The sequence below is a fragment of the Myxococcota bacterium genome (assembly GCA_041389495.1).
Classification (GTDB): domain Bacteria; phylum Myxococcota_A; class UBA9160; order UBA9160; family UBA4427; genus JAWKRT01.
Map to the genome: position 1 here is coordinate 283,730 of JAWKRT010000003.1, position 21,278 is coordinate 305,007.

Annotated in this window: 19 protein-coding genes and 1 pseudogene; all 20 read left to right on the forward strand. The window is 73.1% G+C overall.

Annotated elements, in window-relative coordinates; all coding sequences use genetic code 11:
* Position 1 precedes the first annotated feature (1 nt).
* Entirely contained in the window at positions 2-787 is a 786-nt protein-coding gene (map, locus tag R3E88_17545; protein ID MEZ4218288.1) for a type I methionyl aminopeptidase, read from the forward strand.
* Positions 788-845: 58 nt separating this feature from the next.
* Positions 846-959: a 50S ribosomal protein L36 gene (rpmJ, locus tag R3E88_17550; protein ID MEZ4218289.1), complete on the forward strand. Its 114-nt coding sequence runs from the start codon at positions 846-848 to the stop codon at positions 957-959.
* Positions 960-972: 13 nt separating this feature from the next.
* Positions 973-1,353: a 30S ribosomal protein S13 gene (gene rpsM / locus R3E88_17555; protein ID MEZ4218290.1), complete on the forward strand. Its 381-nt coding sequence runs from the start codon at positions 973-975 to the stop codon at positions 1,351-1,353.
* A 36-nt stretch (positions 1,354-1,389) separates the two neighbouring features.
* Positions 1,390-1,779, forward strand: coding sequence for a 30S ribosomal protein S11 (rpsK, locus tag R3E88_17560; protein MEZ4218291.1), 390 nt, complete (start codon positions 1,390-1,392; stop codon positions 1,777-1,779).
* 24 nt (positions 1,780-1,803) lie between these two features.
* A complete protein-coding gene (rpsD, locus tag R3E88_17565; protein ID MEZ4218292.1) occupies positions 1,804-2,430 on the forward strand; it encodes a 30S ribosomal protein S4 in 627 nt (208 codons plus the stop codon).
* A 136-nt stretch (positions 2,431-2,566) separates the two neighbouring features.
* On the forward strand, positions 2,567-3,595 hold the full coding sequence (locus tag R3E88_17570) for a DNA-directed RNA polymerase subunit alpha (GenBank protein MEZ4218293.1): 1,029 nt from the start codon (positions 2,567-2,569) through the stop codon (positions 3,593-3,595).
* Positions 3,596-3,598: 3 nt separating this feature from the next.
* Positions 3,599-3,958: pseudogene (rplQ, locus tag R3E88_17575) on the forward strand (50S ribosomal protein L17).
* 37 nt (positions 3,959-3,995) lie between these two features.
* Positions 3,996-4,565, forward strand: a complete 570-nt coding sequence (locus R3E88_17580) for a TlpA disulfide reductase family protein (GenBank protein MEZ4218294.1) — start codon at positions 3,996-3,998, stop codon at positions 4,563-4,565.
* A gap of 118 nt (positions 4,566-4,683) precedes the next feature.
* The gene (locus R3E88_17585) at positions 4,684-5,040 is read left to right on the forward strand and encodes a septum formation initiator family protein (protein MEZ4218295.1); all 357 of its coding nucleotides are present in this window, start codon (positions 4,684-4,686) and stop codon (positions 5,038-5,040) included.
* 55 nt (positions 5,041-5,095) lie between these two features.
* Positions 5,096-6,826: an arginine--tRNA ligase gene (locus tag R3E88_17590; GenBank protein MEZ4218296.1), complete on the forward strand. Its 1,731-nt coding sequence runs from the start codon at positions 5,096-5,098 to the stop codon at positions 6,824-6,826.
* Between the two features lie 282 nt (positions 6,827-7,108).
* The gene (locus R3E88_17595; protein MEZ4218297.1) at positions 7,109-7,462 is read left to right on the forward strand and encodes an SPOR domain-containing protein; all 354 of its coding nucleotides are present in this window, start codon (positions 7,109-7,111) and stop codon (positions 7,460-7,462) included.
* Positions 7,463-7,617: 155 nt separating this feature from the next.
* A complete protein-coding gene (rfbD, locus tag R3E88_17600; GenBank protein MEZ4218298.1) occupies positions 7,618-8,535 on the forward strand; it encodes a dTDP-4-dehydrorhamnose reductase in 918 nt (305 codons plus the stop codon).
* The gene (lepA, locus tag R3E88_17605; GenBank protein MEZ4218299.1) at positions 8,535-10,352 is read left to right on the forward strand and encodes a translation elongation factor 4; all 1,818 of its coding nucleotides are present in this window, start codon (positions 8,535-8,537) and stop codon (positions 10,350-10,352) included. Before rfbD ends, lepA begins: the two co-directional genes overlap by 1 nt.
* Positions 10,349-11,227 carry a signal peptidase I gene (lepB, locus tag R3E88_17610; protein MEZ4218300.1) on the forward strand — a complete coding sequence of 293 codons (879 nt, stop codon included), beginning with the start codon at positions 10,349-10,351 and terminating at the stop codon, positions 11,225-11,227. The genes lepA and lepB overlap by 4 nt, the downstream gene beginning before the upstream one ends.
* Before the next feature lie 314 nt (positions 11,228-11,541).
* Complete coding sequence (gene pyrR / locus R3E88_17615) at positions 11,542-12,063, forward strand: bifunctional pyr operon transcriptional regulator/uracil phosphoribosyltransferase PyrR (protein MEZ4218301.1); 522 nt, start codon at positions 11,542-11,544, stop codon at positions 12,061-12,063.
* Positions 12,060-13,046, forward strand: coding sequence for an aspartate carbamoyltransferase catalytic subunit (locus tag R3E88_17620; GenBank protein MEZ4218302.1), 987 nt, complete (start codon positions 12,060-12,062; stop codon positions 13,044-13,046). The genes pyrR and R3E88_17620 overlap by 4 nt, the downstream gene beginning before the upstream one ends.
* A gap of 1 nt (position 13,047) precedes the next feature.
* A complete protein-coding gene (locus R3E88_17625; protein ID MEZ4218303.1) occupies positions 13,048-14,343 on the forward strand; it encodes a dihydroorotase in 1,296 nt (431 codons plus the stop codon).
* Positions 14,340-15,602 (forward strand): glutamine-hydrolyzing carbamoyl-phosphate synthase small subunit, encoded by a 1,263-nt coding sequence (carA, locus tag R3E88_17630; protein ID MEZ4218304.1) that lies wholly within the window; start codon positions 14,340-14,342, stop codon positions 15,600-15,602. The genes R3E88_17625 and carA overlap by 4 nt, the downstream gene beginning before the upstream one ends.
* Positions 15,603-15,604: 2 nt before the next feature.
* The gene (carB, locus tag R3E88_17635; GenBank protein ID MEZ4218305.1) at positions 15,605-18,829 is read left to right on the forward strand and encodes a carbamoyl-phosphate synthase large subunit; all 3,225 of its coding nucleotides are present in this window, start codon (positions 15,605-15,607) and stop codon (positions 18,827-18,829) included.
* On the forward strand, positions 18,826-21,276 hold the full coding sequence (gene recG / locus R3E88_17640; protein MEZ4218306.1) for an ATP-dependent DNA helicase RecG: 2,451 nt from the start codon (positions 18,826-18,828) through the stop codon (positions 21,274-21,276). Before carB ends, recG begins: the two co-directional genes overlap by 4 nt.
* The last annotated feature ends 2 nt before the right edge of the window (positions 21,277-21,278 follow it).

Genomic DNA, 21,278 nt, shown 5'->3' on the forward strand with positions numbered 1-21,278 from the left:
CGTGAACGCCGAGCGGATCCCGATCAAGACGCGGGCCGAGATCGAGGCGATGCGGGCGACCGGTCGCCACGTCGCCGAGATCCTGCTCGAGCTCCGCGCTCGGGTGGAGCCCGGCGTCACGACGGCCGAGCTCGACCGCCACGCGCGCCGGGCCATCGCCGATCGGAAGCTGCGCTCGTCGTTCCTGGGCTACGGGCCGGGCGGGCTGCCGCCGTACCCCGCGGTCGTGTGCGTGTCGGTGAACGAGGAGATCGTCCACGGCATCCCGGGGCCGCGCGAGCTCAAGTCGGGCGACGTCGTCAGCGTCGACTTCGGCGTCGAGCTGGGCGGCGTCCACGCGGACTCGGCGTTCACGATGATCGTGGGCGACGCGAGCGAGGAGGCCGAGCGGCTCGTCGAGGTGACGCACGAGTCGCTGTACCGCGGCATCGAGCAGATGGCGCCCGGGCAGCGGCTCTCGGACATCGGGGCGGCCGTGCAGGAGCACGCGGAAGGCGGCGGCTACGCGGTGGTGCGGCAGTTCGTCGGGCACGGCATCGGGCACGCGATGCACGAGCTGCCGCAGGTGCCGAACTTCGGGCGGCGGGGGCGCGGGCCGCGTCTGCTGCCGGGGATGGTGTTCGCGATCGAGCCCATGGTGAACGTCGGGACGCACAAGGTGCGGATGCTCGACGACGAGTGGACGGCAGTGACGGCGGACGGCGCGCTCTCGGCGCACTTCGAGCACACGGTGCTCGTGACCGAGAACGGGCCGGAAGTCCTGACGAAGGTGGCGGGCTCGCACTGAGGCGGTCCGCGGGCGCGGCCGGCGCGAGCGGGCCGCGCCGGAAGCACGGAGAGCGACGATGAAGGTTCGAGCATCGGTTCGGAAGATGTGCGACAAGTGCCGCGTCATCAGGCGCCGCGGCGTGGTCCGCATCATCTGCGACAACCCGAAGCACAAGCAGCGCCAGGGCTGAGGAGAGGCCGAGCATGGCACGCATCGCAGGCGTGGACTTGCCGCGCAACAAGCGCGTCGAGATCTCGCTCACGTACATCTACGGCGTCGGCCGCACCACCGCGAAGCGCATCCTCGAGAAGGCCGAGGTGGACGCCGGCACGCGCACCGACCAGCTCTCCGAGTCCGAGGTGCAGCGGCTGCGCGAGATCATCGAGCGCGAGGTCGAGGTCGAGGGCGACCTGCGCCGCGAGGTCAGCCAGAACATCAAGATGCTGATGGACATCGGCTGCTACCGCGGGCTCCGCCATCGCCGCGGTCTGCCGGTGCGCGGCCAGCGCACGCACACGAACGCGCGCACGCGCAAGGGACCGAAGAAGACCGTGGCCGGCAAGAAGCAGCCGGGCAAGAAGTAAGGATCCGATCGCGCACCGCGCGGGGACGGGACGGACATGGCCGCAGTCAAGAAGCAGCAGAAGAAGAAGGTCAAGAAGAACATCCCGACCGGGGTGGCTCACATCCAGGCGACCTTCAACAACACGATCATCACGATCACCGACGTCGGCGGGAACGCCGTGGCGTGGGCGACGAGCGGGCAGGCGGGCTTCAAGGGCTCGCGCAAGTCGACGCCGTTCGCCGCGCAGGTGGCCGCGGAAGAGTGTGCGAAGAAGGCGATGGAGCACGGCATGCGCACCGTCGGCGTGTACGTGAAGGGCCCGGGCGCGGGGCGCGAGTCCGCGCTGCGCGCGCTCCAGGCCGCGGGCCTGCGCGTCACGATGATCCGCGACGTCACGCCCATCCCCCACAACGGCTGCCGCCCGCCCAAGCGGCGCCGCGTCTAGCTTCTCGAGGAAGAGGAACGCCGCATGGCTCGTTACAACGGTTCCGTCTGCCGGCTCTGCCGCCGGGAGGGCACGAAGCTCTTCCTCAAGGGCGACCGGTGCTACTCGGACAAGTGCTCGATCGACAAGCGCGCCTATCCGCCGGGCCAGCACGGCCAGGGCCGGACCCGCTTCTCGGACTATGGAGTCCAGCTGCGCGAGAAGCAGAAGGTGAAGCGCATGTACGGAATGCTCGAGCGGCAGTTCCGGCTCACCTACCAGCGCGCGTCGCGGATGAAGGGTCGCTCCGGCGAGAACCTCCTCATCCTGCTCGAGCGCCGGCTCGACAACGTCGTCTTCCGGCTCGGCTTCGCGACCTCGCGCGCCGAGGCGCGGCAGCTCGTGAAGCACGGCCACTTCATCGTGAACGGTCGCAAGGCGCACACGCCGTCCCTGCTCGTCAAGCCGGGCTGGAAGGTCGTGCTCCGCGAGCGCTCGCGCGAGGTGGCCCGCATCTCGGGCGCGCTCGACGCGCTCGAGGGCAAGAGCCTCCCGTCGTGGCTCGAGCTCGACAAGTCGAGCTTCGAGGGAACGATCAAGCAGCTGCCCGTGCGCGAGGACATCACGATCCCGATCGACGAGCAGCTGATCGTGGAGCACTACTCGCGCTAGTCGGCGCGCACCGCGCGCCGTCGGCGATTTCGTCGCGGAAGCCCGCAGCGTGCGGGCGCCCGGATCCGCGAAGCCCACCCACCCCGCAGAACGCACCGGTCCGGGCCGGCACGGAACAGCGGGAGGGAGAGAACGCATGCAAGAGCAGGTCATCGCAAGGAACTGGCGCGAGCTCATCCGCCCGCGCCGCCTCGACATGGACGAGGCCGGCCAGACCGGCACCTACGGCCGCTTCTCGTGCGAGCCGCTCGAGCGCGGCTTCGGCACGACGCTCGGCAACGCGCTGCGCCGGGTGCTGCTGTCGTCGCTGCAGGGCGCGGCGATCACGAACATCCGCGTCAAGGACGTGCTCCACGAGTTCTCGACCATCCCGGGCGTGCTCGAGGACGTGAGCGAGATCATCCTCAACCTCAAGGAAGTGCGGCTCCGCATGCACGCCGAGGGCCCGAAGACGCTGCGCATCACGCGGCAGGGCGCGGGCGTCGTGCGCGCGGGCGACCTCGTCTCCGACGACCAGACCGTCGAGGTCGTGAACCCCGACCTCGTGCTCTGCACGATGGGGCCGGAGGCCGAGCTCGAGCTCGAGGCCACCGTCGGGCTCGGCAAGGGCTACGTGCTCGCCGAGTACAACAAGAGCGAGGAGCAGCCGATCGGCACGATTCCGATCGACTCGTCGTTCTCGCCGATCCGGCGCGTGAACTACACGGTCACGCCGGCGCGCGTCGGTCGCGCGACCGACTTCGACAAGCTCACGCTCGAGGTCTGGACGGACGGCACGGTGGCGCCCGACGACGCCGTCGCCTACGCCGCGAAGATCATCAAGGAGCAGCTCTCGATCTTCATCAACTTCGACGAGCCGGACGAGCTGCCGACGCCGCTCTCCGACCAGCCGGAGTCGCTGAACCCGAACCTCTACCGGTCGGTCGACGAGCTCGAGCTCTCGGTGCGCAGCGCGAACTGCCTGCAGAACGCGAACATCCGCTTCATCGGCGAGCTCGTGCAGCGGACCGAGTCCGAGATGCTCAAGACCAAGAACTTCGGCCGCAAGTCGCTCAACGAGATCAAGGAAGTGCTCGGCTCGATGGGGCTCTCGCTCGGCATGGCGATCGACAACCTGCCGGCCCGCAAGGATCTGGAGAAGCTGCGCGAGCAGCGCGAGGCGTAAGTCATGATGCACCGAAAGAGCGGACGTCACCTCGGGCGCACGGCCGCGCACCGCAAGGCGATGTTCCGGAACATGGTCACGTCGCTGCTCGAGCACGAGCGCATCGAGACGACGGACGGGAAGGCGAAGGAGCTCCGGCGCCTCGCCGACCGCATGATCACGCTCGGGAAGCGCGGCGACCTTCACGCGCGCCGGCAGGCGCTCGCCGTGGTGCGCAGCAAGGACGTGACGGCGAAGCTCTTCGACGAGCTCGCCACGCGCTACAAGGATCGGCCGGGCGGCTACACGCGCATCCTGAAGATCGGCCACCGCCCGGGCGACGCCGCTCCGATGTCGATCATCGAGCTCGTCGACGCCCGGCTCGGCGGCGACTGAGGCGCGCGCGGCGAGCGGCGAGCCCGTGACCGGCGCACCCGAGACGAACGGCGACGCGCCCCGGCCCCTGGCCGGGGCGCGTTCGCGCATCGCGGCCGTGCTCGTCGTGGTCGCGGTCGCGGCGGTCGTGATCGCGCTCGGCGAATCGGCGCCCGAGCCGATCGAGCGCGGCGCGCTCGCGCCCGACTTCCGCGCTCCGCTCCTCGACGGCCGCGCGCCCGTCGCGCTGTCGAGCCTGCGCGGCAAGGTCGTGCTCGTGAACTTCTGGGCGACCTGGTGCGCGCCGTGCCAGGCCGAGATGCCGGCCATGCAGCGCCTCTACGAAGGCCTGCACGGCGAGGGCTTCGAGCTGCTCGCCGTCTCGGTGGACGACGAGCCGACCGACGTCGCGGCCTTCCGCGACCGCCTCGGCATCACCTTCCCGATCCTGCTCGACCCGGACGAGGAGATCGCGCGGCGCTACCAGACGACCGGCTATCCCGAGTCGCTGCTGATCGATCGCGACGGCCACATGATCGAGCGCTACGTGGGCGAGAAGGAATGGGACGCGCCGCGCCACGTCGCGCGCATCCGCCAGCTGCTCGCCGAAGGCTGAGCTTCCACCGGCGCGCCGAGCGGCGCGCGCGGGCGAGTGCCAGGGCGCGCGCGCTCCGTTACCTTGCGCGCCCGCAGCCGCGCCGGCGGGCTCGCGGTGTCGCACTCGGGGGGAGCGCGTGGCGACGAAGACGGCGGTCCGCTCATCGAGCGGCGCGGCCAGCCTGGCCGGCGTCCTGCTCGTGCTCGTCGGCTCGGCCGCCGTCGCGGGGCTCGACGCCGAGACGGGGCTCCGCACGTGGGCCGAGCTTCGCAGCGCCGAGCGCGTGGCGCGCGCGCGCGTCGAGGCGCTCGAACGCGACGTCGATCGCCTGCGCGCCGAGGTCGACGCGCTCGCCTCCGACCCGCTCGCGCGCGAGCGCGCCATCCGCGAAGACCTCGAGCTCGCGCGCCCCGGCGAGTGGGTCGTCCGCTTCGGTCGGGCGGCCGGGCTCGCATCGTCGCCTGTCGGCGCAACTTCCCGAAATTCCAGATGAATTCAGGCGTCGCCGCGTTGACGCGGACGCCGCGGCAGGCGATCCTCGGGCGCCCATGAGCGACTCCCTGCGCCAACCCATCGAGGCCGCCGTGCGCGCGCTCCTCAGCGAGGCGGGCGACGACGGGCCCGTGCCCGAGTTCGCGCTCGAGGCGTCGCGCCAGCCCGAGCACGGCGACTTCGCGTGCAACGCGGCGATGCTGCTCGCGCGGCGCCTGCGACGGAAGCCGCGCGAGCTCGCGGAGGCGCTCGTCGCCGCGCTCGGTGACGCGGGCGGTCGCGTCGAGCGCGCCGAGGTGGCGGGCCCGGGCTTCGTGAACCTGTGGCTCGGCGGCGGGCACTGGCACGCGCTGCTTCGCGACATCGTCGCGGCCGGCGCGCGCTACGGCGCGAGCGACGACGGCAAGGGGGCGAAGACGATGGTCGAGTTCGTCTCCGCGAACCCGACCGGGCCGCTCAGCACCGGCCACGGCCGACAGGCCGTGCTCGGCGACTGCATCGCGCGGCTGCTCGCCTTCACCGGGCACGACGTCACGCGCGAGTACTACTTCAACAACGGCGGGCGCCAGATGCGCGTGCTCGGGGAGAGCGTGAAGGCGCGCTACCTCGAGGCGCTCGGCCGCGCGGCCGCGCCGCCGCCCGGCGCGTTCGACGAAGGGGCCGCCTGGCCCGAGTCCGTCGACGGCCTGCCGGTCGTCTTCCCGCGCGACGGCTACCAGGGCGACTACATCAAGGACATCGCGAACGCGATGATCGCCGAGTCCGGCGCCGCGCTCGCGGACGAGCCGGGCGACGGCGTGTTCCGCGAGCGCGCGGAGCGCGACATCTTCGCCGACATCCGCGCGACGCTCGACTCGATCGGCATCGCCTTCGACGTGTATTCGAACGAGAACGACCTCTACGCGCAGGGCAGGGTGGATGCGGTGCTCGCCGACCTGCGCGCGGCGGGCCTGTGCTACGACGCCGACGGCGCCGTCTGGATCGCCGCCACGAAGCTCGGGCTCGAGCGCGACCGCGTGCTCGTGAAGGGCACGGGCGAGCCCACCTACATGACGCCCGACATCGCCTATCACCGCGAGAAGCTCGCGCGCGGCTTCGAGCGCGTGATCGACGTCCAGGGCGCCGACCACAAGGACCAGTTCCCGTTCGTGCAGGCCGGCCTGCGCGCGCTCGGGCTCGACGCCGACCGCATCGAGCTCGTCATGCACCAGTTCGTCACGATCACGAGCGGCGGCGAGCAGGTGAAGCAGTCGACGCGCCGCGCGACCTTCATCACCGTCGACGAGCTCGTCGAGCAGACGGGCGCCGACGTGTTCCGCTTCTTCATGATCGAGCGCAAGGCCGAGGGGCACCTCGACTTCGACCTCGACCTCGCGAAGGACCGCGACTGGAAGAAGAACCCCGCCTACTACGTGCAGTACGCGCACGCGCGCACGGCGGGGGTCGAGCGCAAGGCGCTCGAGGCCGGGCTCGCGGCGCCCGCAGGCGACGCGCTCGACGCCTCGCCGCTCGCGCTCCCCGAGGAGATCGCGATCGTCAAGAAGCTCGGCGAGTTCCCCGCGCTCGTCGCGCGCTCCGCCCAGGCGCGCGAGCCGCACCACGTCGCCTACTACCTTCGCGAGCTGGCCGGCCTGTGGAACCCCTACCTCCAGGACGGGAAGCACCACCGCATCGTCTCCGACGACGTCGCGCTCTCGCTCGCCCGCCTCGGGCTCGCGCGCGCGGTGCACACGGTGCTCGCGAACGGGCTCGCGCTGCTCGGCGTCTCGGCGCCGGAGTCCATGTGATGGCGGCGCGGTCGAAGGAACGCGCCGCGCGGCGCGGCGCCGGCTGGCTCGGATGGATCGCGACGCTCGGCGGCGGCGCGCTCCTCGTCGTCGTCGCGTTCGCGACCGGCGTCGTGCTCGGCGTCGCGAGCGAGGAGCCGACGCTCGTCACGGGCCACCTGGGCGGACGCAGCGACGTCGTGCCGTGGACGGTCGCGCAGGCCGACGCGGCGCAGGAGGACGCCGCCGGCGCGGCGCCGCCGCCGCCGGGCGCCGCCGAGTCCGCGCTCGCCGCGGCGCCCCGTGCCGCCCGCGCCGGTCGCGCCGCCGCGCCGCGAGCGCGCGCCGCTCCCGGCCGTCGGCGCCGGGCCGCCGGACGGTGCGTACGCGATCCAGGTCGGCGCCTTCGATTCGAGCGAGGCGGCGCGCAAGATGGTCGAGGCCCTCGCCGCGAAGGGACACGCGAGCTATCTCGCGGCCGGCGCGGCGGCGCGCGACGGCCGCTGGCGCGTGCGCATCGGGCCGTTCGCGACCCGCGACGAGGCGGAGGCGCGCGCCGACGCGCTCAAGCAGAGCGAGAAGCTCCCGACCTGGGTGTTGTTCGAGGAAGGGGCGAGCGCGGCCTCGCCGCCCGACGCGGCGGCGCGCCGGAGCTGACGGCGCGCCGCGCCGGCGTGCGGCCGCGCGCGCGGGCGTCGATGCCGCCGCGCGCGGCGAACGCGCGGCGCCGCGCGCGGCAGGCGTCGCGCGCAGGCGGGCGGGCGCGCGCAGGACGATCGCGGAGCGAGCTTGGAGCCGGGATGCGCTGGATCGTGATCGGAAGTCGCGGACAGCTCGGGCAGTGCCTCGCGCAGCAGCTCGCGGCCGACCCGCGCGTGCGCGCCGTCGAGGCGCTGGCGCGGCCCGACGTCGACCTCGCGGACGCGGCCTCGCTCGACGCGGCGCTCGATCGCGCCGCGCCCGCAGCGGGCGACGTCGTCGCCAACGCCGCGGCCTACACGGCCGTCGACGCCTGCGAGAGCGACGAGGCGACGGCGCGCGCCGTGAACGCACTCGCACCCGAGCGGATGGCCGCGCGCTGCGCGCGCGCCGGCGCGCGCTTCGTGCACGTCTCGACCGACTACGTGTTCCCCGGCGATGCGAGCGAGCCCTACCGCGAGGACGACGAGACCGGGCCGCGCACGGCCTACGGGCGCACGAAGCTCGAGGGCGAGCAGCGCGTCGCGGCGGCGTGCCCGGATGCGCTCGTCGTGCGCACGAGCTGGGTGTTCGGGCCGGGCCGCAACTTCGTCGGCGCCATCCTCCGCCAGGCGGGGCTGCGCCGCGCGGGCGAAGCGAGCGGGCCGCTCCGCGTCGTCGACGACCAGAGCGGCTCGCCGACCTACGCGGCCGACCTCGCGAGCGGGCTGCGCCAGCTCGTCGCCGCGGGCGCGAGCGGGCTCTTCCACCTGTGCAACCGCGGCGCGACGACGTGGTGGGACTTCGCGCGCGCCATCCTCGACGAGTCCGGCCACGCCGATCTCGCGATCGACCGCGCCCGCACCGCCGACCTCGCACTCCCCGCGCCGCGCCCGGCCTACTCGGTGCTCGACGTCGCGCGCGCCGCCGCGCTCGGCGTCGCGCTGCGGCCGTGGCGCGAGGCGCTCGTCGCCTACCTCGCGAGCGACCCCGGACGCGCACTCGTCGCGGCCTCGGCGCCGCGCGAAGCCGCGCGCGCGGGAGGGGCGTGATGGCGCACGCTCCCGAGGTCCCGCGCGAGCGCATCCGCAACTTCTGCATCGTGGCGCACATCGACCACGGCAAGAGCACGCTCGCCGACCGCCTGCTCGACGCGACGCAGGCCGTCGCGGCGCGCGACAAGCGCGACCAGTTCCTCGACAGCATGGACATCGAGCGCGAGCGCGGCATCACGATCAAGGCGCAGACCGCGCGCATCCGCTACCGGGCGCAGGACGGCCTGGTCTACGTGCTGAACCTGATCGACACACCCGGGCACGTCGACTTCTCGTACGAGGTGTCGCGCGCGCTGCAGGCGTGCGAGGGCGCGGTGCTGGTCGTCGACGCGGCGCAGGGCATCGAGGCGCAGACGCTCGCCAACACCTATCTCGCGATCGACGCGAACCTCGAGATCATCCCGGTCGTCAACAAGATCGATCTCCCGTCGGCCGAGCCCGAGCGCGTGGCGCAGGAGATCGAGGACGTGATCGGCCTCGACGCGGCGGACGTCATCCCCGTGTCGGCCAAGGAAGGGAAGGGCATCCCCGAGCTGCTCGAGGCGATCGTGCACAAGGTGCCGCCGCCGCGCGGCGACGCCGCCGCGCCGGCCCGCGCGCTCGTCTTCGACTCGTGGTTCGACGCGTACGTGGGCGCGGTGCTGCTCGTGCGCGTCTTCGACGGCGTGCTCGAGCGCCGCCAGCGCGTGCGCTTCATGGCGACCGGCAAGGAGCACGAGATCGGCGAGATCCAGGTCGTCGACCCGTACCCGCGCAAGATCGAGGCGCTCCACGCGGGCGAGGTGGGCGTCGTGATCGCGGGCATCAAGACGCTCGCCGAGGTGCGCATCGGCGACACGATCACGAGCGCGGCGGGCGGCGCGAGCGAGCCGCTCCCCGGGTTCCAGGAGGTGAAGCCGATGGTCTTCGCCGGCCTGTACCCCGTCGACGCGGACGACTACGACGACCTGAAGGCGGCGCTCGAGAAGTTCAAGCTCAACGACTCGAGCTTCCGCTACGAGCCGGAGACGAGCGCGGCGCTCGGCTTCGGCTTCCGCTGCGGCTTCCTCGGCTTCCTGCACGCCGAGATCGTGCAGGAGCGGCTCGAGCGCGAGTACGGCCTGAACCTCATCACCACCGCGCCGACCGTGCGCTACCGCGTCGTGCCGAAGTTCGGCGAGCCCGCCTTCGAGATCGAGAGCCCGGCCGCGCTCCCCGACGAGCGCGAGCGCGTCGAGGAGCCCATCGTCACCGCGACGATCCACGTGCCGAGCGACTACGTGGGCGTCGTGCTCGCGCTCTGCCAGGAGCGGCGCGGCGTGCAGAAGGACATGGCGGTGCACGGGAGCCGCGTGCAGATCCGCTACCAGCTCCCGCTCGCGGAGATCGTGACCGACTTCCACGACAAGCTGAAGAGCATCACGCGCGGCTACGGCTCGTTCGACTACGAGCTCACCGGCTACGAGCCCGCCGACCTCGTGAAGCTCGACATCCTCGTGAACGGCGACAAGGTGGACGCGCTCTCGATGATCGTGCACCGCGCGAAGGCGCAGTTCGCGGGCTCCGAGCTCGCGCGCAAGCTCAAGGAGTTCATCCCGCGCCAGATGTTCCAGGTCGCGATCCAGGCCGCGGTCGGCAGCCGCGTGATCGCGCGGACGACGGTGAAGGCGCTGCGCAAGAACGTCACCGCGAAGTGCTACGGCGGCGACATCAGCCGCAAGCGCAAGCTGCTCGAGAAGCAGAAGGAAGGGAAGAAGCGCATGAAGAAGGTGGGCTCGGTCGAGATCCCCCAGGAGGCCTTCCTCGCGGCGCTCCGCCTCGGGGACGACTCGTGAGCGAGGGCGGCGCGGGGCCGGCGGAGACCGGCGAGGAGTCCGAGCGCGAGATGACCTTCGGCGAGAAGGTCTGGGAGCAGGTGAGCACGCTCGGGCTCGCGATCGTGATCGCGCTCGCGATCCGCGCCGTCGTGATCGAGCCCTATCGCATCCCGAGCGGGTCGATGCTTCCGACGCTGCTGATCGGCGACCATCTCTTCGTCAACAAGTTCCTGTACGGCGCGCAGATCCCGTTCACGCACGTGCGGCTCCCGGCGGTGCGCGCGCCGGAGCGCGGCGACATCGTCGTCTTCCGCGTCGCGCGCGGCCCGCACGGCGAGATCGCGCCCGCGGACGTCGAGCCCCTCTGGCGTCGCGACGACTTCGTGAAGCGCGTCGTCGGGCTCCCCGGCGACCGCATCGAGGTGCGCCCGGGCGGCGAGGTCTGGATCAACGGCGAGCGCATGGCGAGCGCGCCGAACGGGCGCCGCTTCGTCGACGAGCGCGGCGTGCCGCTCGAGATGCGCGTCGAGCAGCTCGGCGTGTGCGAGCACCTCGTCGTCGACGACCCGCGCACGCTCGGGAAGGTGCAGGCGCCCTACACGATTCCGGAAGGGCGCTACTTCATGATGGGCGACAACCGCGACAACTCGCAGGACAGCCGCGCCTGGGGAACCGTCGCGCTCGACGACTTCAAGGGGCCGGCGTTCATCCTCTACTGGTCGTGGAACCACGAGGGCAACTTCCTCGCGTTCCTGAACCCCGTGAACTGGTTCCGCATCCCGAAGCGCTGGGATCGCATGATGCACCGCGTGCGCTGCGGCGACCTCGAGGCGCCCGACGAGGCGGGCCTGCTGCACGACGCGCAGCCGAGCGCGTTCCAGAACAGGGGTTGATCGCGCCCGCGCGTTGACGCCCGGACGACGGCCGGTAGACTGCCGCGCCGAGTCCAGGGTCGGCGCAGCCGCCGCGAGCGGCCGCCGGCCCACGGATCGCGCAGCTCGACGACGTCGCGACGAACGGCCTTTTAACTCCGTCCTGCGAGGCGGAGAAAGGTTCCCGGGTGGCCCCCAGCTCGCCCACGACTCCCGCGCCCCGCGCCGGATCCTCCGGCAGCGCGCGCTCCTCCGGCTCCGGAGCCGCCGCACCGCCCGCGCCGTCCGCGAACGGCCCTTCGATCCTCGACGACACCGGCATCCGGCGCGCGCTCATGCGCATCGCGCACGAGATCGTCGAGCGCAACGCCGACCCCGGCGAGCTCTACCTCGTCGCGATCCCGAACGGCGGCGTCCCGCTCGGCCGGCTGCTCGTCGAGAACATCGAGAAGATCAGCGAGCGGCGCGCGCCGCTCGGCATCCTCGACACGACGCTCTACCGCGACGACCTCGCGACGAGCGGCGAGCGCCCGCCGCTGCGCAAGACCGAGATGCCCTCGTCCGTCGACGGCCGCGTCGTCGTGCTGGTCGAGGACGTCGTCAACACCGGGCGCACGATCCGCGCGGCGATGGACGCGCTCATGGACTTCGGGCGGCCGCGGATGGTGCAGGTGGTCGCGCTCGTCGACCGCGGCCACCGCGAGCTGCCGATCAAGATCGACTTCGTCGGCAAGAACATCCCGACGCAGGCGCACGAGAAGGTGCACCTCGTCGCGGAGCCGACCGGGCGCGAGCCGATGTGCGTCGTGCTCGAGACGAGCGAAGGGCGCGACGCGCAGGGTGGGGGGCAGGCATGATCGGGAGCGATCTGCTCGGCATCGAGGATCTCGAGCCGCACGAGATCGAGAGGATCCTCGACACCGCCGAGCGCATGCAGGAGATCGGCACGCGCGAGGTGAAGAAGGTGCCGACGCTGCGCGGACAGACGATCGTGAACCTGTTCTTCGAGCCGTCGACGCGCACGGCGTCGAGCTTCGAGATCGCGGGCAAGCGCCTGTCGGCCGACGTCGTCAACTTCTCGGCCTCGAGCTCGAGCCTGACGAAGGCCGAGAGCATCCTCGACACCGCGCAGACGCTCGACGCGATGGACCCCGACTGCGTGATCGTGCGGCACAAGGTCGCGGGCGTGCCGAAGCGCATCGCGGACGTGCTCGACGCGCCGGTGATCAACGCGGGCGACGGCGCGCACGAGCACCCGACGCAGGCGCTCCTCGACATGCTCACCGTCCGCCAACGCAAGGGAAGGCTCGACGGGCTGAGCGTCGCGATCGTCGGCGACATCACGCACTCGCGCGTGGCGCGCTCGAACATCTACGGCTTCTCGAAGATGGGCGCGGAGGTGCGCGTCACCGGGCCGCCGACCATGCTGCCGCCCGCGATCGAGACGCTCGGCGTGAAGGCGTGCGGCACGCTGCGCGAGGCGCTCGACGGCGTCGACGTCGTCATGATGCTGCGCATCCAGCGCGAGCGGAGCCAGGGCGCGCTCTTCCCGAGCATCCGCGAGTACTCGGCCACCTACGGGCTCGACCGCGCGAAGCTGCGCTTCGCGAAGGACGACGCGATCGTGATGCACCCGGGCCCCGTGAACCGCGGCGTCGAGCTCTCGACCGAGCTCGTCGACCAGGGCCCGAGCGTGATCCTCGACCAGGTGCGCAACGGCGTCGCGATCCGCATGGCCGTCCTCTACCTGTTCTCGGGACGGCCGCGGCTCGGCGAGCGCGGCGAGCCGGTGGAGCGCAGCGACGGGACGGAGCGCGGCGAGCGCGGGGAGGCGGCCTAGCATGTCGCGCATCGTGATCCGCGGCGGCCGGGTGCTCGACCCGGCGAGCGACCGGGACGAGCCGGCGGACGTGCTCCTCGAGAACGGCTGGGTCGCCGCCGTCGGCCCCGGCCTCGAGGCGCGCGGCGCCGAGGTGCTCGACGCGACGGGCTGCTGGGTGGCGCCGGGCTTCGTCGACATGCACGCGCACCTGCGCGAGCCCGGGCAGGAGTACAAGGAGGATCTCGCCTCCGGCGGTCGCGCGGGCGTCGCGGGCGGCTTCACGTCGATCGCCTGCATGGCGAACACGAACCCGGTGAACGACGACCCGTCGGTCACCGAGTTCATCCTCGACCGCGCGCGCCAGGAGTCGCCGGCGCGCGTCTACCCCGTCGCGGCCGCGACGCAGGGGCTGCGCGGCGAGGTGATGACCGAGATGGCGGCGCTGCGCGCCGCGGGCGCGGTCGCCTTCAGCGACGACGGCCGGACCATCATGGACACGGGCGTGATGCGCCGCGTGCTCGAGTACTCGCGGCTCGTCGACGCGCCGGTGATGGTCCACGCCGAGGACTGCTCGCTCGTCGGCCACGGCGTCGTCAACGAGGGCCCGATCTCGACGCGGCTCGGCCTGCCCGGCAACCCGACGATGGCCGAGGACATCCTCGTGGCGCGCGACCTCGCACTCGCGCGCGCGACGGGGGCGCGCCTGCACGTGGCGCACATCTCGTCCGCCGGCGCCGTCGAGCTCGTGCGCCGCGCGCGCGAGAGCGGCGTGCAGGTGACGGCGGAGGTGACGCCGCACCACCTGACGCTCACCGACGAGGCGACGCTCGGCTTCGACACGAACACGAAGATGGCGCCGCCGCTGCGCTCGCGGGAGGACGTCGAGGCGTGCCGCCGCGCGCTCGCGGAGGGCGTGATCGACGCGATCGCGACCGACCACGCGCCGCACGCCGTCCACGAGAAGGAGCAGGACTTCGAGGCCGCGCCGCCCGGCATCCTCGGCCTCGAAACCGCCTTCCCGGTCGTGCTCGAGCTCGTGCGCGACGGCGTGCTCACGCCGCTCGCGCTCGTGCGCGCGCTCTCGCACGCACCCGCGCGGCTGCTCGGCCTCGACGCGGGCTCGCTGCGCGAGGGGGCGCCGGGGGACGTCGTCGTGCTGTCTCCCGACCGCCGGTTCGTGTACGACCCGGCGAAGGGCTATTCCAAGAGCCGCAACTCGCCCTGGGCCGGGCACGCCTTCGAGGGCTGCGTCGTCGCCACGCTGGTCGGCGGCCGCCTCGTCTACCACCACGATCGCGGAGTACTGGTCGATTGACGCAACGATCCCCCCTCTCGCTGGGTCGGGGCGACGCCCCGATCCGCTCCGCGCGCCTCGCGCTCGCCGACGGCACGGTCTTCGTCGGCACCGCGTTCGGCGCACCGGCCGTCGCCGACGGCGAGATCGTCTTCAACACGAGCATGACGGGCTACCAGGAGATCGTCACCGATCCCTCGTACGCCGGGCAGATCGTCGCGATGACCTACACGCAGATCGGCAACGTCGGCGTGAACGAAGAGGACGAGGAGGCCGAGCGGCCCTTCCTGCGCGGCTTCGTCGTGAAGGAGCAGTTCGAGGAGCCGAGCAGCTTCCGCGCGCGCGGCGGGCTCTCGGCCTATCTCGAGCGGCACGGCGTGCCGGGCATCGCCGGCATCGACACGCGTGCGCTCGTGCGTCGCATCCGCTCGGGCGGCGCGCAGATCGCGGTGCTGTCGACCGACCCGGCGCAGCAGGACGACGCCGCGCTCGTCGCGCGCGCGAAGGCGGCGCCCACGCTCGACGGCCGCGACCTCGTCGCGGAGGTGACGACCGCGAAGCCCTACGCCTGGAGCGAGGGCCGCTGGCCCGGCGTGCCCGGCCAGCCGCCGCGACGTTCGCGCCCGTCGAAGCGACTGCGCCTCGTCGCCTACGACTTCGGCGTGAAGCGCGACATCCTCCGGCTGCTCGTCGAGCAGGGGTTCGACGTCACGGTCGTGCCCGCGACGACGCCGGCCGCCGATGCGCTCGCGCTCGCGCCCGACGCGATCTTCCTGTCGAACGGCCCGGGCGATCCGGCGGCCGTGCAGGGCGTGCGCGAGCACGTGCGCGCGCTCGCGCAGGCGAAGCCGCTCTTCGGCATCTGCCTCGGGCACCAGATCCTCGGTCTCGCGCTCGGCGGCGAGACGCGCAAGCTCAAGTTCGGGCACCACGGCGGCAACCAGCCGGGCCAGGACGTCGCGACCGGGAAGGTCGCCATCTGCGCCGAGAACCACGGCTACGCCGTCGACGCCGACTCGCTCGCACGCGCGGGCGAGCCCGTCGAGGTCACGCACGTGAACCTCAACGACGGGACGGTCGAGGGCCTCGCGCACCGCGACAAGCCGATCTTCTCCGTGCAGTACCACCCCGAGGCGGCGCCGGGCCCGCACGACGCCGCGTACTTCTTCGATCGCTTCCGCGAGATGGCCGAACGCACGGCCGCCGGCGAGCGCGTCTCGGGCGCGCAGATCGCGAAGGGCTGGACGCCTCCGGGCTCCGTCACCGCAGCAGGGGAGTAGGCGTGCCGCGACGCGACGACATCCACACGATCCTGGTCATCGGCTCCGGTCCGATCGTCATCGGGCAGGCCTGCGAGTTCGACTACTCGGGCACGCAGGCGTGCAAGGCGCTGCGCGAGGAGGGCTACCGCGTCGTCCTCCTGAACAGCAACCCCGCGACGATCATGACCGACCCGGAGACGGCCGACGCGACCTACATCGAGCCGATGACGGTCGACGCCGTCGACCGGATCCTGGCGGTCGAGAAGCCCGACGCGCTGCTGCCGACGATCGGCGGGCAGACGGCGCTCAACCTCGCGATCGACCTCGCCGAGGCCGGCGTGCTCGAGAAGCACGGCGTGCAGCTGATCGGCGCGAACCTCGCGGCGATCATGAAGGCCGAGGATCGCGACCAGTTCCGCGTCGCGATGGAGAAGATCGGCCTGCGCATGCCGCGCTCGGGCTACGCGCGCTCGCTCGACGACGCGCGGCGCATCGTGAAGGACACGGGCCTGCCGGCGATCATCCGCCCGAGCTTCACGCTCGGCGGCACGGGCGGCAGCGTCGCGTTCACGGCGGAGGAGTTCGAGCCCAAGGTCAAGTGGGCGCTCGACCAGTCGCCGCGCCACGAGTGCATGGTCGAGCAGAGCGTGCTCGGCTGGAAGGAGTACGAGCTCGAGGTGATGCGCGACCGCGCGGACAACGTGGTCATCATCTGCTCGATCGAGAACTTCGACGCGATGGGCGTGCACACCGGTGACTCGATCACCGTCGCGCCCGCGCAGACGCTCACCGACCGCGAGTACCAGGAGATGCGCGACGCGGCGGTCGCGATCATGCGCGAGATCGGCGTCGACACGGGCGGCTCGAACGTGCAGTTCGGCGTCGATCCGGAGACCGGCGAGATCGTCGTGATCGAGATGAACCCGCGCGTCTCGCGCTCGTCCGCGCTCGCGTCGAAGGCGACGGGCTTCCCGATCGCGAAGCTCGCCGCGAAGCTCGCCGTCGGGTACACGCTCGACGAGCTGCGCAACGACATCACGCGCGAGACGCCGGCGTCCTTCGAGCCGACGATCGACTACGTCGTCACGAAGGTGCCGCGCTTCGCCTTCGAGAAGTTCCCGGGCGCCGATTCCCGCCTGACGACGCAGATGAAGTCGGTCGGCGAGGTGATGGCGATCGGGCGCACGTTCAAGGAGAGCCTGCAGAAGGCGCTGCGCTCGCTCGAGATCGGCCACGCCGGGCTCGAGCCGCCGGAGCTCCCGGAGGGCGTCGACCTGTGGGAGGGCATCGACGCGCCGAGCCCCGGGCGGATGTGGCTGCTCGCCGAGGCGCTGCGCCGCGGAGCGAGCGTCGACGAGGTCCACGCGCGCTCGCACGTCGACCCGTGGTTCCTGCGCAACCTCGCGCAGGTCGTCGCGGCCGAGCGCGACCTCGCCGCGCTCGCGGGCGAGAGCGAGGCGGAGCGCGCGCGCTGGCTGCGGCCCGCGAAGCAGCTCGGCTTCTCCGACCGGCGGCTCGCCGACCTGTGGGCGACGAGCGAGGACGCGGTGCGCGCGCTGCGCGCGGCGCACGACGTGCGTCCCGTCTACAAGCGCGTCGACACCTGCGCGGCGGAGTTCGAGGCGCACACGCCGTACCTGTACTCGACGTACGAGGACGAGTGCGAGGCGGAGCCGACCGACCGGCGGAAGATCATGATCCTCGGCGGCGGGCCGAACCGCATCGGACAGGGCATCGAGTTCGACTACTGCTGCGTGCACGCCGTGTTCGCGCTGCAGGACGCGGGCTACGAGACGATCATGGTCAACTGCAACCCGGAGACGGTGTCGACCGACTACGACACGGCCGATCGCCTCTACTTCGAGCCGCTCACGCTCGAGGACGTGCTCGAGATCGTCCGCGTCGAGCGGCCCGAGGGCATCATCGTGCAGTACGGCGGGCAGACGCCGCTCAAGCTCGCCGTGCCGCTCGAGCGCGCCGGCGCGCCCGTGATCGGCACGCCGCCCGACGCCATCGACCGCGCCGAGGATCGCGAGCGCTTCGACGCGCTGCTCGAGGAGCTCGGCCTCGAACGCCCGCCGGGCGACGTCGCGCGCAGCGCGGCCGAGGCCGAGCGCGTGGCCGAGCGCATCGGCTATCCGGTGCTCGTGCGGCCCTCCTACGTGCTCGGCGGGCGCGCGATGCAGATCGTGCGCGACGTCGAAGGGCTGCGCGGGTACATGCGCGACGCCGTGCAGGCCTCGCCCGAGCACCCGGTCCTGATCGACTCCTTCCTCGCGGACGCGATCGAGGTCGACGTCGACGCGGTGTGCGACGGCGAGCGCGTCGTCGTCGGCGGCATCATGGAGCACATCGAGGAGGCGGGCGTGCACTCGGGCGACTCCGCCTGCTCGCTGCCGCCCTATTCGCTGCCGAAGGCGGTGCTCGACGAGATCCTCGTGTCGACGCGCAAGCTCGCGCTCGAGCTCGGCGTGCGCGGCCTCATGAACGTGCAGTACGCGGTGAAGGACGGCCGCGTCTACGTGATCGAGGTGAACCCGCGCGCCTCGCGCACCGTGCCGTTCGTGTCGAAGGCGATCGGCGTGCCGCTCGCGAAGCTCGGCGCGCTCGTGATGGTCGGGAAGACGCTCGCCGAGCTCGGCTTCACCGAGGAGGTCGTGCCCGCGCACTTCTCGGTGAAGGAGGCCGTGCTCCCGTTCGTGAAGTTCCCGGGCTCCGACACGCTGCTCGGCCCCGAGATGAAGAGCACGGGCGAGGTGATGGGCATCGACTCCGACTTCGGGCGGGCCTACGCGAAGGCGCAGACGCAGGCCGGCAACGCGCTCCCGACGGGAGGGCGCGTGCTCGTGTCGCTGCGCGCCGACGAGCACGACCGCGCGGCCGAGCCGATGCGCACGCTCGTCGAGTGCGGCTTCGAGATCGTCGCCACGGCGGGCACGCGCGACGCGCTCGCGAAGCACGGCATCGACGCGAAGCTCGTGAAGAAGGTCCGCGACGGCTCGCCGCACACGGTCGACCTGATCGAGGCCGGCGACGTGCAGCTCGTGATCAACACGGTCGCGCCCGACCCGGAGGCGATCGCGGACTCGTACTCGATGCGCCGCGCGGCGCTGATGCGAGGCATCCCGTACTGCACGACGATGGCGGCGGCGCGCGCGTCGGCGGGGGCGATCCGCGCGATGCGCGAGGGCTCGATCGGCGTGCGCTCGCTCCAGGAGATCCACGCGCGCATGCGCGGCGCGTGAGCGCGACGCCCTGGCAGCGCGCGATCGCCGAGCTGCGCGCCGCGCTCGGCGCGGCCCGGGGCGACGAGGCGGCGCCCGGCCTCCCGGACGAGGCGCGGCTCCGCGACGCGCTCGCACGCGCTCTCGCGCTGTGCGTTCCACCCGAGCTTCGCGACGCGCTCGCGCGGCGCGTCGACGCCCGCGAGGCGGCGGCGCCGGGGAGTGACGCGCACGCGCTCGCGACGCGCGAGCTCGCGCGCGCGCTCGAGGAGTGGGAATCGGACGCCTTCGCGGAGCGCGCGCTCGGGCGCAGCGTCGAGGCGCTTCCGGGCGTCGGTCCGAAGCGCGCGCACGGGCTCGCCGAGCGCGGGCTCGGGCGCGTCGTCGACCTGCTCTTCCACCTGCCGCAGGCCTACGACGATCGCCGCTCGCTCGAGGCCATCGGCGACCTGCGCGTGGGGCAGCACGCGACCGTGATCGGCACCGTGCGCTCGAAGCGCGTCGAGTCGAAGGTCGCGCGCGGGCGCGCGCAGCGCGTGCTCGAGGCCGTCGTCGGCGACGACACGGGCACGCTCGTGCTGCGCTGGTTCCGCGCGAGCGACCGGCTCGCGGCCGCGCTCGAGCCGGGCGTGCGCGTGCTCGCGACGGGCGACGTGCGCCGCTACCGCTTCGCGAAGGAGATGGTCCACCCGGAGCTCGAGCGGCTCGGCGACGGCGACGCTCCCGACGCCAGCGGCGCCGACGCGAGCGGCGCCGATGCGAGCGGCTCCGACGCGCGGCCGCCCGCCGAGGACGCGGAGCTGCGCGTCGTGCCCGCCTACGCGTGCCCGGAGGGCGTCGCGCCGCGCACGTTCCGCACGCTCGTCGCGACCGCCGTCGAGCGCTACAGCGACCTCGTTCCGGGCTGGCTCCCCGACGCGCTCGCGCGCGACGCGGGCCTGCCCGCGCCGGGCGAGGCGCTGCGGCGCGTGCACGCGCCCGAGCGCGAAGCGCGCGTGCGCGACTACGCGGGCTTCGCGTCGCCCGCGCACGAGCGCCTCGTGCTCGAGGAGCTCTACCTGCTCGAGCTCGGGCTCGCGCTCCGGCACGCGCGCCGCGCGCGCGCGCCGGGCATCGCGCTCGACGCGTCGCGCGGCGCGGCGGCCGACGCGCAGCTCCCGTTCGCGCTCACCGCCGCGCAGGCGCGCGCGCTCGCGGAGATCCGCGGCGACCTCGCGCGCCCGTCGCCGATGTCGCGCCTGCTGCAGGGCGACGTCGGGAGCGGCAAGACGGCGGTCGCCTTCCTCGCCGCGGTCACCGCGACGGCCGACGGGCACCAGGCCGCGTTCATGGCGCCGACGGAGCTCCTGGCCGAGCAGCACGCGCGCTCGCTCGCGCGGCTCGCGGCGGCGCTGCCCGCCGGCCTGCGGCCGCGCCTCGCGCGGCTCACGGCGTCGCTCCCGCGCGCCGAGGCCGACGCGGTGCGCGCGCGGCTCGCGCGCGGCGAGGTCGACCTCGTCGTCGGCACGCACGCGCTCGTGCAGGACGACGTCCGCATCCCGCGCCTCGCGCTCGCGATCGTCGACGAGCAGCACCGCTTCGGCGTCCGGCAGCGCGCGGCGCTCGCCGCGCGAGGGGAGGGCGCGCGCGCGCCGCACGCGCTCGTGATGACCGCGACGCCGATCCCGCGCACGCTCGCGCTCACGCTCTACGGGGACCTCGACGTGTCGGTGATCGACGCGCTCCCGCCGGGCCGCGCGCCGACCGCGACCTGGCTCGCGCGCGAGGGCGACGGCAAGCAGGTGGCCGAGGCGCTGCGCGCGGCGCTCGACCGCGGCGAGCAGGCCTACGTCGTGTTCCCGCTCGTCGAGGAGAGCGAGAAGGTCGACCTGCGCTCCGCCGTCGACGGCGCGCGACGCATCGCGCGCGCCTACCCCGACGCGCGCGTCGATCTCGTGCACGGCCGCCTCTCGGCGGAGGAGCGCGCGGCCGCGATGGCGCGCTTCGAGTCGGGCGAGACGCGCATCCTCGTGTCGACGACCGTGATCGAGGTCGGCGTCGACGTCGCGAACGCGACGCTCATGATCGTCGAGCACGCCGAGCGCTTCGGCCTCGCGCAGCTCCACCAGCTGCGCGGGCGCGTCGGGCGCGGCGGCGCCCCCGGCACGTGCGTGCTCGTCGCGCGCGGCGGTGGCGAGGAGAGCGAGGCGCGCCTGCGCGCGATGCTCGAGACGACGGACGGCTTCCGCATCGCCGACGCCGACCTGCGCATCCGCGGGCCGGGCGAGTTCCTGGGCACGCGCCAGAGCGGCCACCTGCCGAGCCTGCGCGTGGCCGACCTCGTGCGCGACGCGCGGCTCGTCGCGCGCGCGCGCAACGCGGCCTTCGCGACCGTGCGCGCCGACCCGGCGCTCGGCGGCGCGCCCGGCCTCCTGCGCGCGGTCGAGCAGCGCTGGGGCGAGCGCCTCGCGCTCGCCGGAGTGGGTTGACG